General features: G+C 28.7%; 19 protein-coding genes and 1 tRNA gene. 13 read left to right on the forward strand and 7 right to left on the reverse strand.

What is annotated here, in order from left to right; translation table 11 throughout:
• Positions 1-111 precede the first annotated feature (111 nt).
• From BLT70_RS12430 to BLT70_RS12455, 7 genes are all read left to right on the forward strand, one after another.
• A complete protein-coding gene (locus BLT70_RS12430) occupies positions 112-1,326 on the forward strand; it encodes a porin family protein (RefSeq protein WP_091894871.1) in 1,215 nt (404 codons plus the stop codon).
• 375 nt (positions 1,327-1,701) lie between these two features.
• On the forward strand, positions 1,702-4,263 hold the full coding sequence (locus BLT70_RS12435) for a chondroitinase-B domain-containing protein (RefSeq protein ID WP_091894873.1): 2,562 nt from the start codon (positions 1,702-1,704) through the stop codon (positions 4,261-4,263).
• 137 nt (positions 4,264-4,400) lie between these two features.
• Positions 4,401-6,323 carry a CocE/NonD family hydrolase gene (locus BLT70_RS12440; RefSeq protein WP_091894875.1) on the forward strand — a complete coding sequence of 641 codons (1,923 nt, stop codon included), beginning with the start codon at positions 4,401-4,403 and terminating at the stop codon, positions 6,321-6,323.
• A 16-nt stretch (positions 6,324-6,339) separates the two neighbouring features.
• Positions 6,340-8,187 (forward strand): Xaa-Pro dipeptidyl-peptidase, encoded by a 1,848-nt coding sequence (locus tag BLT70_RS12445; RefSeq protein ID WP_091894877.1) that lies wholly within the window; start codon positions 6,340-6,342, stop codon positions 8,185-8,187.
• Positions 8,188-8,225: 38 nt separating this feature from the next.
• Positions 8,226-8,390, forward strand: coding sequence for a DUF5522 domain-containing protein (locus BLT70_RS17250; protein ID WP_172824415.1), 165 nt, complete (start codon positions 8,226-8,228; stop codon positions 8,388-8,390).
• A 55-nt stretch (positions 8,391-8,445) separates the two neighbouring features.
• Positions 8,446-9,150 carry a DUF4197 domain-containing protein gene (locus tag BLT70_RS12450; RefSeq protein WP_091894879.1) on the forward strand — a complete coding sequence of 235 codons (705 nt, stop codon included), beginning with the start codon at positions 8,446-8,448 and terminating at the stop codon, positions 9,148-9,150.
• 152 nt (positions 9,151-9,302) lie between these two features.
• A complete protein-coding gene (locus BLT70_RS12455; RefSeq protein ID WP_091894881.1) occupies positions 9,303-10,928 on the forward strand; it encodes a family 16 glycosylhydrolase in 1,626 nt (541 codons plus the stop codon).
• Positions 10,929-11,479: 551 nt separating this feature from the next.
• Here the strand turns inward: BLT70_RS12455 and BLT70_RS12460 are convergent.
• On the reverse strand, positions 11,480-12,262 hold the full coding sequence (locus BLT70_RS12460) for an ABC transporter substrate-binding protein (protein WP_091894883.1): 783 nt from the start codon (positions 12,260-12,262) through the stop codon (positions 11,480-11,482).
• A gap of 4 nt (positions 12,263-12,266) precedes the next feature.
• Complete coding sequence (gene pyrF, locus BLT70_RS12465; protein WP_091894884.1) at positions 12,267-13,082, reverse strand: orotidine-5'-phosphate decarboxylase; 816 nt, start codon at positions 13,080-13,082, stop codon at positions 12,267-12,269.
• A gap of 84 nt (positions 13,083-13,166) precedes the next feature.
• Between pyrF and BLT70_RS12470 the strand changes: the two genes are divergently transcribed.
• The 5 genes from BLT70_RS12470 to BLT70_RS12490 all read left to right on the forward strand — a co-directional run bounded on the left by BLT70_RS12470 (position 13,167) and on the right by BLT70_RS12490 (position 15,993).
• A complete protein-coding gene (locus BLT70_RS12470; protein ID WP_091894886.1) occupies positions 13,167-13,661 on the forward strand; it encodes a TlpA disulfide reductase family protein in 495 nt (164 codons plus the stop codon).
• Between the two features lie 82 nt (positions 13,662-13,743).
• Positions 13,744-14,502, forward strand: coding sequence for a triose-phosphate isomerase (tpiA, locus tag BLT70_RS12475; protein WP_091894888.1), 759 nt, complete (start codon positions 13,744-13,746; stop codon positions 14,500-14,502).
• 78 nt (positions 14,503-14,580) lie between these two features.
• Positions 14,581-15,417, forward strand: a complete 837-nt coding sequence (gene prmA / locus BLT70_RS12480) for a 50S ribosomal protein L11 methyltransferase (protein ID WP_091894890.1) — start codon at positions 14,581-14,583, stop codon at positions 15,415-15,417.
• A 24-nt stretch (positions 15,418-15,441) separates the two neighbouring features.
• Positions 15,442-15,717: an ATP-dependent Clp protease adaptor ClpS gene (locus BLT70_RS12485; RefSeq protein WP_091894892.1), complete on the forward strand. Its 276-nt coding sequence runs from the start codon at positions 15,442-15,444 to the stop codon at positions 15,715-15,717.
• Between the two features lie 3 nt (positions 15,718-15,720).
• Positions 15,721-15,993 carry a hypothetical protein gene (locus tag BLT70_RS12490; protein ID WP_091894894.1) on the forward strand — a complete coding sequence of 91 codons (273 nt, stop codon included), beginning with the start codon at positions 15,721-15,723 and terminating at the stop codon, positions 15,991-15,993.
• A gap of 248 nt (positions 15,994-16,241) precedes the next feature.
• On the opposite strand, the gene BLT70_RS12495 is transcribed toward BLT70_RS12490, so the two are convergent.
• From BLT70_RS12495 to BLT70_RS12515, 4 genes are all read right to left on the reverse strand, one after another.
• Entirely contained in the window at positions 16,242-16,763 is a 522-nt protein-coding gene (locus tag BLT70_RS12495) for a hypothetical protein (protein ID WP_231962706.1), read from the reverse strand.
• A gap of 482 nt (positions 16,764-17,245) precedes the next feature.
• Positions 17,246-17,319: transfer RNA gene (locus tag BLT70_RS12505), tRNA-Arg, on the reverse strand.
• A gap of 58 nt (positions 17,320-17,377) precedes the next feature.
• Positions 17,378-17,608, reverse strand: a complete 231-nt coding sequence (locus tag BLT70_RS12510) for a DUF2007 domain-containing protein (RefSeq protein ID WP_091894898.1) — start codon at positions 17,606-17,608, stop codon at positions 17,378-17,380.
• A gap of 11 nt (positions 17,609-17,619) precedes the next feature.
• A complete protein-coding gene (locus BLT70_RS12515; RefSeq protein WP_091894899.1) occupies positions 17,620-17,772 on the reverse strand; it encodes an SsrA-binding protein in 153 nt (50 codons plus the stop codon).
• A 499-nt stretch (positions 17,773-18,271) separates the two neighbouring features.
• On the opposite strand from BLT70_RS12515, the gene BLT70_RS12520 reads away from it, so the two are divergent.
• Entirely contained in the window at positions 18,272-19,204 is a 933-nt protein-coding gene (locus tag BLT70_RS12520; protein WP_091894902.1) for a calcium/sodium antiporter, read from the forward strand.
• Here BLT70_RS12520 and BLT70_RS12525 read toward each other — a convergent pair.
• Positions 19,201-20,409, reverse strand: a complete 1,209-nt coding sequence (locus BLT70_RS12525; protein ID WP_091894904.1) for an MFS transporter — start codon at positions 20,407-20,409, stop codon at positions 19,201-19,203. The genes BLT70_RS12520 and BLT70_RS12525 overlap by 4 nt on opposite strands.
• Positions 20,410-20,478 lie beyond the last annotated feature (69 nt).

Genomic DNA, 20,478 nt, shown 5'->3' on the forward strand with positions numbered 1-20,478 from the left:
TTAATTTACAAAATAGTATTGATTTACTTTAAATTTTAAAATAATTTATATAAAAAAACTGATAAACTCTTATACATTTATGCCAAAAAAAATATGATACTAAAATCCCTTATGCTAGTATGCACTTTTCTGTGCTTATCCCTTAACTCTCAAGACCTTTTTAAAAAAGGATATATTATTGATAAGTCTAACAAAAAAACTGAATGTCTTATTAAAGATTTAGACTGGAAAAATAATCCATCTGAAATTGAATATAAAATTTCTGGCTCTGAAAATATTTTTATTGGTAATTATGATAATATAAACGAATTTAAAGTTTATAATTCATCAAAATATGTGTTTTTTGAAGGAGATATAGAAAAATCTAGTTTAAGCTTAAACCTTATTGGTAAAGAAAGAAATCCGAATTTTGTAACAGAGAAAATATTTCTTAAAGTTTTAGTTGATGGTAAAGCAATGCTTTATTCTTATACTGGTTCTAATTTATATAAATACTTTTATCAAAAAGAAAATTCTGGAATTTCTCAACTTATTTACAAGAAATTTTTAATTGGTAATTCTCAAACTGATGTTGGAATTAATAATAAGTATAAACAAACACTTCTAAATAAATTAACTTGCAACACTATTTCTGAGAAGGATTTTTTAAGACTAGATTACACGGCAAAAAGCCTTACTAATTTATTTATTAAGTATAATACATGTGTAAATCCAAGTTTTATCAATACTATTTCAAAAAAAAGAAAGGGTAAATTTAATTTCTATGTTAAAGGAGGCCTAACCTATTCTAATTTGATTGCAAATAATAAACCTAACTCCAATTTGAACTCTGATTATGGGTATAAATTAGGATATAGTTTAGGTTCTGAATTTGAATATATCTTCCCTTTTAATAATAATAAATGGTCATTCCTTTTTGAACCAACCTATAATAGTTATGAATCTGATATTATTTTAGAGTCTTCTACCTTTAGTGGAGGAACATTAGATGTAAAAGCAGACTATACATCTATTGATTTAACATTTGGTCCTAGATATTATTTCTCCTTAAAAAATAAAGAATCTAAATTATTTGCCAATATATTTATCGTTTTTTCAAAACCAATCTCGAGTTCACTGAAGGCAACAAATAGGAATGACAATCTTTATAATTTGGAAGTGAAAGGACTTACACCAAATGCAGCCTTAGGTTTTGGTTATTTATTAAATGATGAATATAGTTTTGAACTCAGATATCGTATAGATAGAAATATTATGTCAGATTTCTTAAGTTGGCAAGCAAATTATGGCGGTTTAAGTTTACTTTTCGCATATAAAATATTTTAGCTTTTTTTAAAGATTTGTTATTACTAAATGAGTAGCTTCATCTAAATCTATAGAAATTGCTTTTAACTAAATTGAGCTCTCAATAGAAATATTTTTTTCATTTCAAACAATCAAGGAATCTTTTCTGATATCAAAATCAGGAAAGATTTCTCGTATTATGTCAATATCCAAAAAGATAGAATAAAAAAAATATATAAACCTATTTCTTACAAATACAAAGTGTTATGAGAACATAAGGTTATAAATGTTACTTAATTATCATTTATAATAATAAAAAACAGCACATAAAATTATTTACAATTCTCTAAAAAATAATTAAATAAAAAATACTATATTTGGTTTACCAATTTGGTAAACCAATAAATACTAAAACTTATGAAAAAACATTATTCTAAATTAAAGGCTTTTAGTTTTTTAATTTTATTACTTGCATCTTCATCATTAATAGCTCAAACCTACAATGATGCAGATGATCTTGCAGACGCAGTTAATGATGCTACAAACGGAGGTACTTTTATAGTTGCAAATGGATCTTATAATGATTTTGAAGTTTCTTTCGAAAAAGTAGCTACAGAAGAAAACCCTATTATTGTAAAAGCAGAAACTGTTGGTGGTGTAACTTTAACAGGCGAATCGGCTTTTAGACTTAAAAAATCGGCTTTTATAACCATAGAAGGTTTTGTAATTGATGCTAACGGAGACAATACTTTAGTAAAATTAGAAGGCTGTAATAATATTAGAATTAGCAGAAATGTTTTTGAATTAGCTACTACAGAATCTATAAAATGGGTTTATATTGGTGGTGTTTGGGACGATAAAACATATCCATTTACATACCCAAGTCATCATAATAGAATAGATCATAATATTTTTCAAAATAAAAATACACCTGGTCATTATATTACTGTTGATGGTAGCACAGATGAAAGTACAGATGTAGCTTATCAATCTCAATATGACAGAATTGATCATAACTATTTTAAAAACAATAGTCCAAGAGCTGTAAATGAACAAGAATCAATAAGAGTTGGTTGGAGCGAAATGTCTGCATCTAGTGGTTTTACAACTGTAGAGTTTAATTTATTTGAGGAATGTGATGGTGATCCAGAAATTGTTTCTATAAAATCTAGCGATAATATTATAAGACACAATACTTTCTTAAAAAGTTATGGAACTTTGTCTTTAAGACACGGAAATAGAAATCGTGTAGAAGGTAACTACTTTTTTGGTGGCGATAAAGCTATTGGAACTTCACCAGATGGCGCAACTCTTTATACTGGCGGAATTAGAATTTACGGAAAAGATCATGTAATTATCAACAATTATATGCAAGGTTTAAATGGTACAAAATGGGACGCTCCTATTACACTAACACTTGGAGATGCAGAAGAAGGAAACTCTAATTTAACTAAACATTTTAGAGCTGATAATGTTTTAATTGCATATAATACTTTGGTTGATAATAGCCACGGAATAGAAATTGGTTTTGATAATAACGGTAGTTATAGCAAAGATTTAAAAGATGTTACTATTGCAAATAATTTAATTACCGGATCAGAAAATTCTTTGGTTGCTATTATTGATGGAAATGATCAAGGAAATAATATTACTTGGGAAAGTAATTTGTTTAATCCAACAGGCACAGCAACTACCATTGCAGATGCAACAACTACTTCTTTTACAGCATCTATGGTTAAAGAAGAAAATCCGTACATAGTTTCTGAAAGCTATAATGATTATACAATTTGGAAAACTACAGATTCTTCTCCAACTTATTTAAGCGGAGTGAATTCAGAAAATATAGATTTTGATATTGAGGGACAATCTAGACCTATATTAAGTAATCCTGGAGCAGATCATTTTAGTACAGAATCAAAAAGATACATGCCTTTAAAACCTACTAATGTTGGACCAAATGCTTATGAAACAGACGAAAATTTAGAAAGCTTATACCTTTCTACAATTTCTAATTTTGATGCTATAGAAGGAACACAAACAATTACCGTTACAGCAAATGTAGATTGGTCTACTTCTACCGATAGTTCATGGATTACTATTTCACCAGTTTCAGGTTCTAACAATGGCTCTTTTGATGTTACCGTTTCTGCAAATACAGAATATACAGAACGTACAGGTAAAGTAACTATAACTGGTGGAGATTTAACTAGATTTCTAAATATTACACAATCAGCAGCAGATCCAAAGTCAAACTTAACTCTTATCAATGATGCTTCAGAAAACGATCATGTTGTTGTTAATTACGTTTTTGCAGAAGAAATAGATGCCGATAAAGATAAAAACAATATAGCTGAACATAGTTTAGATAAAGATTTTGATACACAATGGTCTGGTGAAGGTGTCCCAGGAGAAATTATTTATGATTTAGGAGGTACATTTGATTTACAATTGGTAGATTTTGCTGCAACAAACGGCAAAACATACGAATTTCAAATTTGGGTTTCTAAAACAGGTACAGATGCAGCAGATTTTATTAATGCTTATGCTACTAACGATAATTTAGTTAGCAATTCTGATGGAACTTTTAAAGGCTTTATGTTTCCTACTGTTGCAACAGATACAAAATATGTAAAAATTGTTGGTTACGGCCAACCAGCTAGACCTAGTAATTGGAATACAATTACAGAAATAGAATTTTATAAAACAAAAACGTTAGCTGTAAATAATACAGATTTAGCTGATGAAATTACGCTGTATCCAAATCCTACAAACAGTCAACTAAATATTAAAATTAGCAAAAGAAATATAAGTCAAGTTCAAATCTTTAGCGTTAATGGAAAAAAGGTTTTTGAAACTAAAATAGACACTCAAAAATCAGAAATAAATATGGATGTTTCTAAACTTGCAAAAGGAGCATATTTTGTATTAATTTCTGATAACAATAATTCTAAAACATCAAAAACTGTAATTATTAAATAAAACTCTAAGGCAAAAAATAAGGATTCTAAAGAAAAATTTAGGTTGAATAATAGTGCAATTGTGTAATTTAACATCCTAAGAAATACATTTTATGTTAAGTTTTGTAAATTTACTTTTCAAATTCAGCAAATCTTACCATGAAAAAACAAATTTTTAGAATCCTTATTGTAGCCTTTTCTTTTACTTTTTTTATAGGCTGTAATCAAAAATCAAAAAAGGAAGAAAAAAAAGACACCTATGTAATTGACAACTACACCAAAAAAGAAGTTGATATTACTATGAGAGATGGAGTTAAACTCCACACAACTATCTACACTCCAAAAGATAAAAGCACAACATATCCTATTTTAATGCAAAGAACCCCTTATAGTTCTGCGCCTTATGGTGAAGGAAAAATGAAATCCAAAATTGGCCCAAATGTTCATTTAATGAAAGAAGGCAACATTGTGGTGTATCAAGATGTTCGTGGTCGTTGGATGAGCGAAGGCGTTTATGATAACATGCGCGCATACATTCCAAATAAAAAAGAAAATCAATCTGATGAAGTTTCTGATACATACGACACTATAGATTGGTTAGTAAAAAACGTAGAAAACAATAATGGAAATGTTGGTACTTGGGGAATTTCGTATCCTGGTCATTATGCAACAATTTCTGCAATTGATGCACACCCAGCTTTAAAAGCAGCTTCACCTCAAGCTTGTATTGGCGATTTTTTCTTTGATGATTTTCATCATAATGGCGCATTTTTACTAAGTTATTTTAGAGCAATTTCTTTATTTGGAACCTACAAAGACACACCAACGGATACTTCTTGGTATTCTTTTCCAAAAATGGTTTCACAAGATCAATATCAATTTTTCTTAGATAAAGGTCCTTTAAAAAACTTAAACGAATTTTTTCAATATGATAAATTAGATGTAAACTCAACAGCGTCAAAAGATAAAATTGACGATTTTTTCTGGAAAGAAATTGTTGAGCATCCTAATTATGATTCTGTTTGGCAAAGCAAGGGAATTATTCAGCATATGGATAAAGTTCCATCAACAGTAGCAACGATGATTGTAGGTGGAGAATTTGATGCAGAAGATTTATACGGACCTTTAGAAACCTATAAAGGAATAGAAAAAAATGGAAAAGACAATTACAACACCTTGGTTTTTGGCCCTTGGGATCATGGAAAATGGGCAAGTTCTAGAGTTAAGAATGACGTTGGTAATTATTATTTTGGAGATTCTATTTCGTTAAAATTCCAGAAAGAAATTGAAACAAAATTCTTTAATCATTTCTTAAAAGGAAATGGAGATAAAAATTCTGGTTTACCAGAAGCTTACGTTTATGATTCTGGTAAAAAAGAATGGAAATCTTTTAATTCTTGGCCTCCTAAAAATGTAATGAAACAAGATTGGTTTTTATCAGAAGATCAAGAATTAACAGCTACTAAAAAATCAATATCAGAAATTAAATTTATTAGCGATATAAAACATCCTGTTCCGTACTCAGAAGACATTAAAACCGTTTTTACGCCAAGAAAATACATGACAGACGATCAGCGTTTTGCTGCAAGAAGACCTGATGTGTTGGTTTTTGAAACAGAAATTCTATCCGAAGATTTTACATTGGCAGGAGATATTTTAGCAAAATTAAAAGTAGCAACAACAGGAACTGCAGCAGATTGGATTGTAAAAGTAATTGATGTTCATCCTTTAGATACTAAAGAAAATAATGACAAGTTACAAGACCATTTAAAAATGAGCAACTATCATTTAATGGTTAGAAGCGAAGTTTTACGTGGTCGTTTTAGAAACAGTTTTGAAAACCCAGAACCTTTTACTCCTAACAAAAAAACAGCTGTAAATATTAAACTACAAGATGTTTTTCATACGTTTAAAAAAGGTCATAAAGTGCAAATTCAGGTACAAAGCACTTGGTTTCCTTTAATAGATTTAAATCCGCAAACGTATGTTAATAATATTTACAAAGCAGACGAAAAAGATTTTAAAACACAAACGCATACAGTTTTCACAGATTCTAGCATCGAATTCTCAGTATTAAAATAATTCAATAAATTTAAACATGACAAGTAAAATCAAATTTCAATTTTTAATTTTATTTCTAATTGCATTTTCTATAAATGCACAAGAAAAAGCAGTACCCGTTTTTAAAGATGGAGAGGCTCAAATTGTAGAAGCCTTTAACGATCCTGAAAAATGGATTCGTACAGATTTATGGGTAGAAACAACTTTTGATTCTGACGGAGATGGAAAATTAGACAGAATGCACGTAGATGTAACCAGACCAGCACAAACAGAAACTGAAGGTTTAAAATTACCGGTAGTTTATGAATCTAGCCCCTATTATGCAGGAGTAGCAGGAAATGCTCCTGGTTTATTTTGGGAAGTAAAACACGAAATTGGTGCAAAAGAAAAACCAAGAACACATGTTGAAGTTCAAAGAAGAGGCGTACGTCCAATTATTTCAAATTCGCAAGTTAAAACTTGGGTTCCTAGAGGTTATATTGTAGTACATTCTTCATCACCAGGAACAGGTTTATCAGACGGAGCGCCAACTGTTGGTGGAGATAATGAATCTTTAGCGCCGAAAACAGTTATCGATTGGTTAAACGGTCGTGCAAAAGGGTTTACTTCTAGAGAAGGAAATGAAACTATAACTGCATTTTGGGCTACAGGAAAAGTGGGAATGACAGGAACTTCTTACAACGGTACAATTCCTTTAGCGGCAGCAACAACTGGCGTTAAAGGTTTAGAAGCAATTATACCTGTTGCACCAAATACTTCTTATTATCATTATTATCGTTCAAACGGTTTAGTGCGCTCTCCAGGAGGTTATTTAGGCGAAGACATTGATGTTTTATACGATTTTATTCACAGTGGAAAAGAAGAGAACCGAGCTCGTAATAATAAAATTATTAGAGACACTGAAATGGCTAACGGAATGGATAGAATGACAGGAGATTATAATGATTTTTGGGCTGGACGTGATTATTTAAATGATATGAAACCTATGAAAGCTGCATTATTAATGTCTCATGGTTTTAATGATTGGAACGTAATGCCAGAACATAGTTACAGAATTTATAAGAAAGCATCAGAAATGGGCTTGCCCACTCAAATTTATTATCATCAAAATGGACATGGAGGACCACCACCAATAACAATGATGAATCGTTGGTTTACACATTTTTTACATGGCATTGATAATGGCGTAGAAAATGATGCAAAAGCGTGGATTGTTAGAGAAGATGACAAAACCAATGCACCAACTGCTTATAAAAACTACCCTAATCCTGATGCAAAACCGGTTACCTTATATTTAGAAGCTGGCGCGCCAAAAGCTGGAAATTTATCAACTGATAAATCAAAATCTAAGGGAGAAGAAACCTTGGTAGATAATTATTCCTTTTCATCAGAAATGTTAGCGCAAGCAGATTATACAAATCATCGTTTATTATATGTTACTCCGGTTTTAAAAGAAGATCTTCATATTTCTGGTTTAGCCTCAATTACTCTAAAAGCAGCAAGTTCTAAAGCTGCTGTAAATTTATCTGTGTATTTAGTTTCTTTACCTTGGACCGAAGGTAGAAGAGCAAAAATTACAGATAATATTATAACTCGTGGTTGGGCAGATTTACAAAACAATACATCTTTATCTAAAAGTACTCCTTTAAAACCTGGAAAATTTTATGAAATGACTTTTGATTTACAACCTGATGATCAAATCATTAAAAAAGGACAACAAATAGGATTGATGATTTTTTCTAGTGATAATAACTATACTTTATTACCAAAACCAGGAACTGAATTAACGATTGATTTAGAAGGAACAAAAATAACAATTCCAGTTGTTGGTGGCGAGGATGCTTTTAAAAAATCTGTGAATAATGTACAAAAGATATTTGATTAGTCTTTAGCAAATAGCTATTAAAAGTTTAATTTTGCAAAATGTTTAACACAAGAATACCACTAGAAAAAGACGATTATTATCTTAACGAACAAGGTTATAAAGTTTTTACCGAAAAATATCATCTAAAAAGAGGATATTGTTGCAAAAGTGGTTGTAAACATTGTCCTTTTGGATATGATAAAAAAACAGATAGTTTTAAATAAATAGTGACTTTTTAACAAAAAATGTTTCAAAGTAAAAGAATCTAAATAGAGATAAATGATAAAAAGAATTTTAGTTTTAGTAATTGCAATTCAGTTTGTAGGTTGTGCAGAATTGCAAAATGTAATTAAACAATTGCCAAATGGTGGTGGTTTAACGCAAGAACAAATTGGTAACGGTTTAAAAGAAGCTTTAGACAAAGGTATTGAAAATCAAGTTTCTAAGTTAACATCGCAAGATGGTTTTTATAAAAATGATTTAGTTAAAATTTTATTACCAGAAGAATTACAAGCTGTAGATAATGGTTTACGTAAACTTGGTTTAGGTAATTTAGCTGATGAAGGAATTAAAGTTTTAAACAGAGCTGCAGAAGATGCTGTAAAAACGGCAACTCCTATTTTTGTAAATGCTGTTAAAGAAATGACTTTTGATGATGCTAAAAATATTTTGTTAGGCGAACAAAATGCAGCAACTAGCTATTTACAAACTAAAACTTCAGAAAGTTTATATAGTAGTTTTAGTCCAGTAATAAACGATTCTTTTTCTAAAGTTGGTGCAGACAAGGTTTGGGCTAATTTAATTACAAAATACAACTCAATTCCTTTTGTAAATAAAGTTGATCCAGATTTAACTGGCTATGTTACCAACCAAGCTTTAAAAGGTGTTTTTACAATGATAGAAATTGAAGAAAAAGGTATTAGAGAACAAGCTGGTTTAAGAACTTCTGCTTTATTAAAGCAAGTTTTCGCATTGCAAGATTAATAGACACATAATTAATTTACAACACTTAAAGCCTCACTATTTACATAATAGTGAGGCTTTTTTTTAGTTTGTATAGGTTTTGTATGGGTTCTTTATTATATGATAGCTGTTATGAGAACCTACCTTTGTGAATTCAACTTAATCACAAAAACATGCGGAATTTATTTACTCTACTTGCAATTACTTTTTTGACATCAATTTTTTCTCAACAAAATGTTGTTGATGATTTTGAAGGCGATGGAACTATTTCAACTTGGTTTGGTGATGATTGTGGTTTGAATACTAATTTTTCAAATCCTTTTAAAACAGGAATCAATACTTCTAATACTGTTTTAAAATATATAGATAAAGGAGGTCAATATGCAAATGTTCGTTTTGATGTTCCGGTAAATTTTGATTTATCAACAAACCATACTTTTTCTGTAAAAATTTATGTGCCATCTTCTAGCATTACAGGTTCTGAGAAAAATCAAATATCCTTAAAATTACAAGACGGAAAAATTAGTGCACCTTGGTCTACACAATCAGAAATTATTAAAACGATCGTTTTAAATCAATGGCAAACTATCACTTTCGATTTTGCAAATGATACTTACATCAATTTAAATGAAACCTCTGCAAAGCCAATTGATAGAAAAGATTTTAATAGAGTTTTAATTCAGATTAATGATGAAAACAATAACAGTAATGTTACAGCTTATATTGATGATTTTTTATATGATGGTACTCTAAATGATAATAATAACGACAATTCTGGCCCAGATCCTGTTTTTAATCATTTAGTTTGGTCTGATGAGTTTGATGGAAATGGAAATTTAAATACAGAAAATTGGTTTAAACAAATAATACCCATTATAAATGGACAGAGTTGGGCAAATGGAGAAATTCAGCATTATACAGACAGAATAGATAATTCGTATGTTAGTAATGGAACTCTTAAAATTTTAGCGAAAAAAGAAACCTATTCAAAAAACGGAGTAACTAAAAATTATACATCCGCAAGGCTAAATTCTAAATTTGCTTTTACGTATGGTAAAATAGAAATAAAAGCTAAAATGCCTTTTGGCGCTGGTACTTTTCCTGCACTTTGGATGCTAGGACAAAATATAACTGAAACTGGTGGTTATTGGGCAGAAAATTTTGGTACAACAGGTTGGCCAGATTGTGGCGAAGTAGATATTATTGAACATTGGGGAGAAAACCAAAATTTTGTACAAAGCGCTTTACATAACAGATCTAGTTTTGGCGGAACTGTAAATAAAGGCGGTCAAGTAATTCAAAATGCATCTTCAGAATTTCATGTGTATTCTTTAGAATGGAATGCAAATAAAATGATTTTTAGTGTTGATAATATTGTGCATTACACTTATAATCCAGAAAATAAAAATATAGAAAACTGGCCTTATGATGCGCCACAATATTTATTATTTAATGTAGCTATTTTACCAAACATTGCTTCTAATTTTACAGAAAGTGCTATGGAAATAGATTATGTAAGAGTTTATCAAGAAGCGACAGCTTCGGTTTTTGATATTGATAATTTAACTGATGTAAGAGTGTATCCAAATCCTGTAAATGATAAATTAACTATTAAAATGCCAAATTTAGAAGGTGTTTCAAACGTTAATCTATACAATATTACTGGTAAAAAATTATATACCTTTAATCAAAATTCAGCAACTCAAACACATGATTTTTCTTTCTTAAAAAAAGGAGTTTACTTGTTAAAAATTGAAACTAAATCTAAATCTAAGTTTATTAAAATCGTTAAAAATTAAAGATTGTTTTTGATTAATATTTTTATGGGTGATTGTTTTTTGAATACAAATTTTCGTTATATTTACTAAAATAATCCCCCAAAAATAATTATGAATAACAAGAATCATCTTAGCCGTTTTAAAAAACACCTGCAAAAAAGGCACATGGAACTCATTGAAAAGTCTAATAATTATAGATTTGTAGACGAAGCAATTAGTGATTTAGCCGCGTTTAAAGCTATGAAACTGAATGAAAAATTGAATCAAATTAGTTATTTAGACTAAAATTAATTGTTTTAAATTCTTCAGAAAAGATACCTTTAAAATAGTATTGCCTTTTTATTTCTTTAAATTTTAAGGTATAAAACTACTTGTTGCTTTTTTTTAAACAAAACTTTTTAACCTAGGAAGACATGCTATTGCTGAATTAATTTTAGAAGAAAATCAAAATTAAAAAGTTATTTTTTAACTTTATTAAATAGTAAAAGCTTTGCAAAAATGAAAATGTAAGTTTCCGCTTTTATCAAGCATCTATGTTGCAGCACTAACTTACATTAAAAAAAATCCTTTTTTTAATGAAGACTTTTAAAATAATCGAATGCTTTTAACAATCTACTTCCAGTCCAAGAAAACATTTCTCCATCAACAAGAATTGCCTTAGCTTTAGAAGTGAATTTTTCTATTTCTAAGATATGATCTTTGCCAAAAGGAAATGGTTCTGAAGATAATAAAATAAAATCAAGCTGGTTGTTTAATTTCATTTCTTCTAAATTAACTTCAGGATAACGTTCTTTGTTTTGATATATATTATCAAACTTATTTAATTGTAATAAATGATTGATAAAAGTAGTGTTTCCTGCTGCCATCCAAGGATCTTTCCAAATAAAATACACTACTTTTTTTGTTCCTTTATTTTTAATGAATTGATTAAAGTCTGTAAGTTTAAGATTAATTTCTATACAAATATCTAAGGCTTTTTTTTCAACAGAAAACAGCTTTCCATATTGTTTTATAAGCTCTAGATTATCATCAATAGTAAAAATATCAGAAACATGTGTTGGTGCAATTTTTGAGCAGATTTCTACAATTTCTTTACTATTTTCTTCTTTGTTACAAAGAATTATATCTGGCTCTAAAGCTTTAATTTTTTCAGCATGAATGCTTTTTGTACCTCCAACAATTGTTTTGGTTTGTTTTAAATCCATAGGATGAATACAGAATTTTGTGAGCCCTACAATTGAATCTTCCAAACCTAAATCTACCAATAATTCCGTTAAACTTGGCACAAGACAAACAATGCGTTTGGGTGTTTTTTCAAACTCGAGAATTCTGCCGATTTGATCTTGAACCTGCATTAAATTATAGATTTAAAATAGCTGCCATTTCTTGTTGTAATTCTTGTGCTTTTATAGCAGCAACTTGAGCAAAATCAGAAGTATTTGAAGCGTAAATTATTCCGCGAGAAGAATTAATTAAAAGTCCTATATTTTCTGATAAACCATATTTACAAACATCTTGTAAATTACCACCTTGTGCGCCAACACCAGGAACTAATAAAAAAGAAGTAGGAACAATTTTTCTAATTTCTTTAAAATATTCTGCTTTTGTAGCGCCAACAACATACATTAAGTTTTCTGCGTTTTTCCAGTTTTTAGAAGTTTCTAAAACCTGTTTATACAATTCTTTTTCACCCATTTTTTTAGTTTGAAAATCAAAAGCACCTTCGTTAGAAGTTAACGCTAACATAATTGTGTGTTTGTTTTTAAAGGCTAAAAAAGGTTCTATAGAATCTTTTCCCATATAAGGCGCAACAGTAACAGAATCAAAGGCTAAATCATCAAAAAAAGCTTTTGCATACATGGTTGATGTATTACCAATATCTCCTCTTTTAGCATCTGCAATTGTAAAAATTTCTGGATATTTTTTATTGATGTAAGAAATTGTTTTTTCTAACGCCTGCCAACCTTTTAATCCATAAGCTTCATAAAAAGCAGTATTTGGTTTATATGCTACACATAAATGATGTGTTGCATCAATAATTGCTTTATTAAACTCGAAAATAGGATCTTCTAAAGTTAATAAATGTACAGGAATTTTATTTAAATCAACATCTAATCCAATACATAAAAAGGATTTTTTTTGATTTATTTGTGATACAAGTTCTTCTGTTGTCATTACTTTTACTTATTGTTAAACAAAAGTACTATTTTTAACTTTTAGCGTTTGTAAGTTATTGCTTTTTTAATAGACAAATTTTACATGAAAAAAATAATTTTTATACTTTTAATCGTTTTTGTAAGCTGTAATTCAGAAAAACCAACACAATTTTCTGAAGAAGCAAATCTAGAAATGTTGGTAGGTTTAGACAACTCTAAAATTACTTTAAGAGAAGTTTTAGAAGCACATAAAGGCAAAAAAATCTTGATAGATGTTTGGGCTTCGTGGTGTAAAGATTGTATTGTTGGTGTACCAAAAGCAAAAGAATTACAAAAAGAATTTCCAGAAGTAGTGTATCTTTTTTTATCTGTGGATAGAAGCAATCCTTCTTGGAAAAGAGCAATTAAAAAATACAATTTAGTTGGCGAACATTACAATTTACCAGAAGGAATGAATGATGGGGATTTTGTGAATTTTATAAATTTAAATTGGATTCCAAGATATATGGTTATTGATGAAACTGGAAAGATTATATTGTTTAAAGCAACAAATGCATCCGACGAAAAAATAAAAGAAGCCTTAAAAATAAATACATAAATCGTTATAGTAAGTATTTTACTTTATAAACTAGAAATCCTTCTGTATTTATTAAATTTACATTTTAATAAATAAAATAATTATGAGACAAAAAATAGTAGCTGGTAACTGGAAGATGAACAATGATAAGGATGAAACAAAACAGCTTATCAAAGACATTAAAAAATCGATTAAGAAATTATCTTTAAAAAGTACAAGAGTAATTGTTGCTCCAACATTTGTTAATTTAGCGTTAGCTGTAAAAAGAGCAGATGACACTAAAATAGAGGTTGTTGCACAAAATATGCATCAAGCAAAAAGCGGTGCTTATACTGGTGAAATTTCTGCTGATATGTTAAAATCAATTGGCATTAAAACTGTTATTTTAGGTCATTCTGAAAGAAGATCTTACTTTGGTGAAACAGATGCTATTTTAGCAGAAAAAGTAAATGCAATTTTAGAAAACAAATTAGAAACTATTTTTTGTTTTGGAGAATTATTAGAAGATAGAAAATCTGATAATCATTTTAAAGTTGTTGAAAGTCAATTAACAAACGGATTGTTTCACTTAGATGGCGCTGCTTGGAAAAGTATCGTTTTAGCATACGAACCTGTTTGGGCAATTGGAACTGGAGAAACTGCAAGCCCAGAACAAGCACAAGAAATGCATGCTTTTATTAGAAGTATTTTAGAAAAAAAATACGGAAAAGAAATTGCTGACAACGTTTCTATTTTATACGGTGGAAGTGTAAAACCTGGTAATGCAGAAGAAATTTTCTCTAAACCAGACGTTGATGGAGGTTTAATTGGAGGTGCTGCTTTAAATGCTGACGATTTTACTGCAATTATAAAAGCAATTTAAAAAGAAGTTTATTTGTAAAACTTCTATAGAAAACCAATAAATTTGCGTCAAGATTTAAATCTTGACGCATTTTTAATTATGGACAATATTTATATAGAGTACAATTTTACAATTACACCAAAAGAACCTGCAACAGAAATTTTAATTGCAGAGTTAGGTGATGTTGGTTTTGAGAGTTTTGTTGAAAACGAAAACGGAGTAACTGCTTACATTCAAAAAAGCGAATGGAATTCTTCTATTCTTGAAGATATTTTTGTTTTAAATTCTGATGAATTCTCGATTGAATACAATCAAACAGAAGTTAAACAAACGAACTGGAACTCAGAATGGGAAAAGAACTTCACTCCTATTCAAGTAGAAGATTTAGTGAGCATAAGAGCGCCGTTTCATGAAAATCCAAATTTAAAATACGACATTGTTATAGAACCAAAAATGAGTTTTGGTACTGGTCATCATGAAACTACACACATGATGGTACAACATTTATTAAATTTAGATTTAGAAAACAAAAAAACGTTAGACATGGGTTCTGGCACAGGAATTTTAGCAATTTTTGCTGAAATGAAAGGCGCAAATCCAATTGATGCTATTGATATTGATAACTGGTGTTACGAAAACTCTATAGAAAATATTGAACGTAATAACTGTAAAAACATATCCGTTTTTGAAGGAGATGCATCACTTTTAATCAATAAAAAATATGATGTAATTATTGCCAACATCAACAGAAATATTTTATTGATGGATATGCAAGTGTATACAAACTGTTTAAATGAAAAAGGTGTGCTTTTATTAAGCGGTTTTTATGAAGAAGATATTCCTATTATTAATGCTGAAGTTTCTAAATACAATTTAAAATTAGAAAACTTTATCCAAAGAAATAACTGGGTTGCGTTAAAATACAACAAAGAGTAAAAAATATTTTTTATTTTTACAACTATGAGTACAAAAGAAAAAATACAAGAAGAAGTAGATGTTCTTGAACAAGAAACTTTTCAGCATGAAATAGTGTTGCATAATGATGATGTAAACACGTTTGATTTTGTAATTGATTCTTTAGTTTCTGTTTGCGAACATACTTTTGAACAAGCAGAACAATGTGCTACTTTAGTACATTATAAAGGAAAATGCACAGTAAAATCTGGTGAGTTTAAAGATTTAGAACCTAGATGCTCTAAATTATTACAGTTAGGTTTATCCGCAGAATTAATTTAAACTATGGAAAACGTTTTAAAATATTATGAATTTTCTCTTTTTAAAAAAGATGAATCTAACACATTCTCTAGTAACGACATAGCATATACTGAATTAAATGAAACTCATTTTTTAATTTTTGAAAAAAAAGAGACAACTTATAATTTATATGTTTCTAAATATGCTAACAAAAGAGAAATTGGCGTAAAACCTCCAGAAATACTAGAGTTGTTGGTAGAAAATTATGATAAAAGTATTCCAGAACACAGAATTGCTATTAAGCAATACTTAAATTAACTTAATATTTTTTAAATCTTTTTTAAATTTTTTAAAGAGTGTGACTTTTTAAATTTTATTGTGTCTTACTAATAGAAGACATTAAAAAATAATTAAAAAAGGAAAAGTATTAGTAGTTAGTTTTATACTAAGTTTGGTTAGACGAAAAGACCTTGAACATGTTCAAGGTCTTTTTAATTTTGGTAAATTATTTTTTAATTTTTTTATCTATTATAAATTCTTTAACCATGCCATAAATTAAAGTATCCTTAAGATCCTTTTATATCTCTCCACTTTATAACAAGAAGTTTCATCCTACGTCCTTCTTTATCTATTGAATATTCAATACTTTCAAGCTCTTTACCAGTAACAGAAACAGTAATATCATGCTCATAATAAGATTGAGCTATATTTGGTTGATCTTTAAATATTTCAAAATTATTTTTACCCAGAACCGAAAACTTATCATTATTAAAATGATGTCCAAATTTTTTAATGTATTCTGGATTTACATAATTCATAACAAATTGATTTCCTCTTTTAACCTTTTGCCAAAGAGGTAATGGAAACTCTTCATAGCTCCTATTAAAAAGAACCATATTTTTTTGTAAATTTAAATTTCTCTCTTGCAAAGTTGCAAACTCAATTTTTACATTTTGATTTTCACTTCTTAGAAAATAGGTAGAAACAGTTAAGAACAGTAAAGAAACATACGTTATAATTTTATGTTTTTTTTCTAAATCGGAAACCGTTAATAGAAGTTTTCTTGATTTTAGAGCAAACTTATTCATACTTTTTCATTTTTAAGATTAAACAAAAAAGCTTCATTTGAATATAAAACACTTATAAGAATTGCATGAAAATTTATGCCAAAATATTTTTTAAACCTTTCTAAAACTAAATGAATTCTATATCTTATAGAAATAGTTCGATTAGTATTAAGTAGATTTAATAAATGCTCTTTTTCACAAAACTGAACCACATTAATATAGTGCTTCTTAATTAATTTATTTAAACTTACTTTAATTTTAGTTTTTATCTTATCCATTATTAGGGGGGTTAGGATCTATTAAATAACCATATTTCTATAGAAATTAGATAAATAGACATTAACAAATATAAACATTAATAGCAATAGTAAAAACTTTTAATGTTATAAATACATAAACACCAATATAATTAAAGAAATATTAAATAAGTACCAAAAACATTAATATTAATAACATTTTATAAATAACAAAAAACTCATCTTTTAAAAAAAGATGAGTTTTAGTGACCATGACAGGATTCAAACCTGTAACCTCTTGAGCCGTAATCAAGTGCGCTATTCAGTTGCGCCACATGGCCGTTAAGCGGGTGCAAATATAATAGCATTTTTTTTAATAAAGAAATCTATACAGGTTTTTTATTCGTTTATTTTTCCTTTATAACTTTCTATTATCATTTTTGCCTTTTCCACATCAGAATCTAACACATGAACTTCTACAGAATCCATTTGTTCTCCAAAACCTCCTAATCTAGCAGATTCAAATTTATCTTTAATAATATAGCTTATATCTTCTGTATCTAATAAATTTTTTAATCCGTTTACAATAATATTAGATCCTGTAAATAATTTTGTATGTTCGGTTTTCATAATTTTATATTTTAATTAATTGAGTTCTTCGTTACAAAAGCTCTCCAACCTATAATTGCTAATTGAATTTTAGTAGCTTTTGTTATATCAAGTTTTTGTTTTGTAAAAGAAGGCAAAATAGCTTTATTAATTTTTGCCAAGATTTTAAAAATCTTAATTTTCATTCTTAATTTAATTGATATTCAAATTTAATGAAAATAAACAACAAATCGGCTTAATAAAAAGTTGATATCAAAAGTACCTAAGAGAAAATAGCAATTATAACATCAGCAATAAATTTCATAATTTTTAGTATCAAAATAATCATAATTAGTAGTTTTAAAAGTTAGTTTATAAGGTTAATTTCACAATTGTTTTATCAATATATGAGGATTAAATGCTATCAACCAAACATTAAAACTAAAATCATTTAGTTTGCTTTTACATCTGTAATCATAAAAACAATAATAGTTATAATATAAAACAACATTATTACAAATAAGTTTTAAATTAAAACTATAATCAACACAAAATTAATAGTACTATTAGAAAACAAAGGGAAGTTTTTAACAATTTTAAGAAAGTAAAGACAACGTAATTTTTTAAAATCGCCAAAAAGGGCTTTTAATTTTTTAACTACTTCTTAAAGTGATAAAAATGTATCTTCGCAAAAAATTAAAATAGATGAATTTTTTACTAATAATTGGTGGTTTAGTTTTATTAATTTTAGGAGGAAACTGGCTACTGAAATCTGCTGTAGCTTTATCTCTAAAATTAGATATTCCAAAAATAGTTATTGGTATGACTGTTGTTTCTTTTGCAACTTCTGCTCCAGAACTTATTGTTAGCATAAATGCAGCTTTAATCGGCAAATCAGATTTGGCTTTAGGAAACGTAATTGGTTCTAATATTGCCAATTTAGGTTTGGTTTTAGGGATTACCCTTTTGTTAGGAACTATGGAAGTGCAAAAAAGTTTCTATAAAACAGATTGGCCAGTAATGATGATTGCCTCTGGATTATTATACTTTTTTTTAATTGGTGATAACGTTATAGAGCAATATGAAGGCGTTATTTTATTTTCATTTTTAATTATCTTTTTAATATTTCTTTTGCGTTTTCAAAAAACGGCTGTTATTGATGAATTGCCAGAAGATGATGAGCCTTTACCTTTATATAAAATAGTTTTGTTTTTCATTTTAGGTGGTTTAGGGCTTTGGGGAGGATCAGAATTATTAATAAAAGGCGCAACAACTTTAGCAACAGAATTTGGCGTTACAGATCGTGTTATTGCCGTAACAGTTGTTTCTATTGGCACAAGTATTCCTGAATTAGCAGCTTCTATAATTGCAGTCGTTAAAAAAGAAAAAGCCATTTCTCTTGGTAATTTAATTGGCTCTAACATCTTTAATATTTTAGCAGTTTTAGGTATTACATCAATCATAACACCTATTACGCTTGTTGATGACAGACTCTTAACAAGCGATATTTTTTGGATGTTAGGTATTTCATTTATCATTCTTCCTTTAGTATTTATACCAAAAGGATATAGATTAAACTGGAAAGACGGAATTATTTTACTCGCAGCTTATTGCATTTTTATCTATTTAACTATTTAAACCGTTTTTTCTTTTTTTAGGAGTATCATCAACCAAAACAGAATTGCAACACCAATTAACCCAAAAATTGTTAAGAAATTAAAGGTAACTTCAAAACCAAATTTTGCAACCAAATGCATTCCTGAATTATGGCTAAAAATATGTGACAAAGAAAATGCAATTGCATACAATGCCATATATTCTCCTTGATTTCCCTTTTTAGCTCTTTGAACTGCAAATGCATTCGAAAACGGAAAAGCAATCATCTCTCCTACTGTCATTAAGAACATTCCAACAATTAAAATCCCCATCCAAGAAGTTGAATTTAGAACAACAAAACTAATAGCAACTAGAAATAACCCGATTAAAACCAATTTAATTTTTGAATTCTTCGGATTTTCTAACCACTTAATCAACGGCATTTCAAACAAGAAAATAAAAAATCCATTAAAGCCCATTAACAAACCAATTTCTAATTCTGATAAAAAACGAACATCTTTATAATATAACGGAATGGTAGAAAAGTATTGTAAAAACACAAATCCGAAGATAAACATCGCTACAAAAAACACCCAAAAAGCTTTGTCTTTATAAGCAGAAACAGGATTCTGTACTTTTACATCATCTTGCACTTTTGCTTTCTTCGGATGTAAAACTTGCAGCAATAAAACAGCAGCCAACGCACAGGTAATTCCATCTACCCAAAACAAACCTTGATACCCAATACCTACAATGATTAATCCGCCAATTGCTGGCCCAGCAGAAAAACCTAAATTAATTGCCAAACGAATTAAAGTTACAGAACGTGTTTTATTTTCTAGTTTACTATACGCACTTAAAGCCACAAACATTGCTGGTCTAAAAGAATCTGCAACTAACATTACTAAAAATATTCCTGCACAAAATTCTTTAAAAGTTGTTAAATATTGTAATAAAACAAACAAAATTCCTGTTAAAATCAAACTAACAAACATTACTTTATAATAGCCAATTTTGTCTGTTAATTTACCACCAAGCCAAGTACCAATAACAGAGCCTAAACCAAAAAAAGACATAATCCAGCCAACATCAGACAAAGAAAAGTTAAGATCTTTGGTAAGATATAAAGACAAAAACGGAATGACCATTGTGCCTGCTCTGTTAATAAGAGTAATTAATGATAACCACCAAACTTCTTTAGAAAGGCCTTTAAAAGTATTGATATAATTGCGAAATAGTTTTTTCATTTTGGTTTGGTTTATTTGAATTACAAACTAAATTTGAAATTCTTTATAACAATAAAAAGTCCGACTTTG

Origin of the sequence: Polaribacter sp. KT25b (assembly GCF_900105145.1) — a bacterium.
Taxonomy (GTDB): domain Bacteria; phylum Bacteroidota; class Bacteroidia; order Flavobacteriales; family Flavobacteriaceae; genus Polaribacter.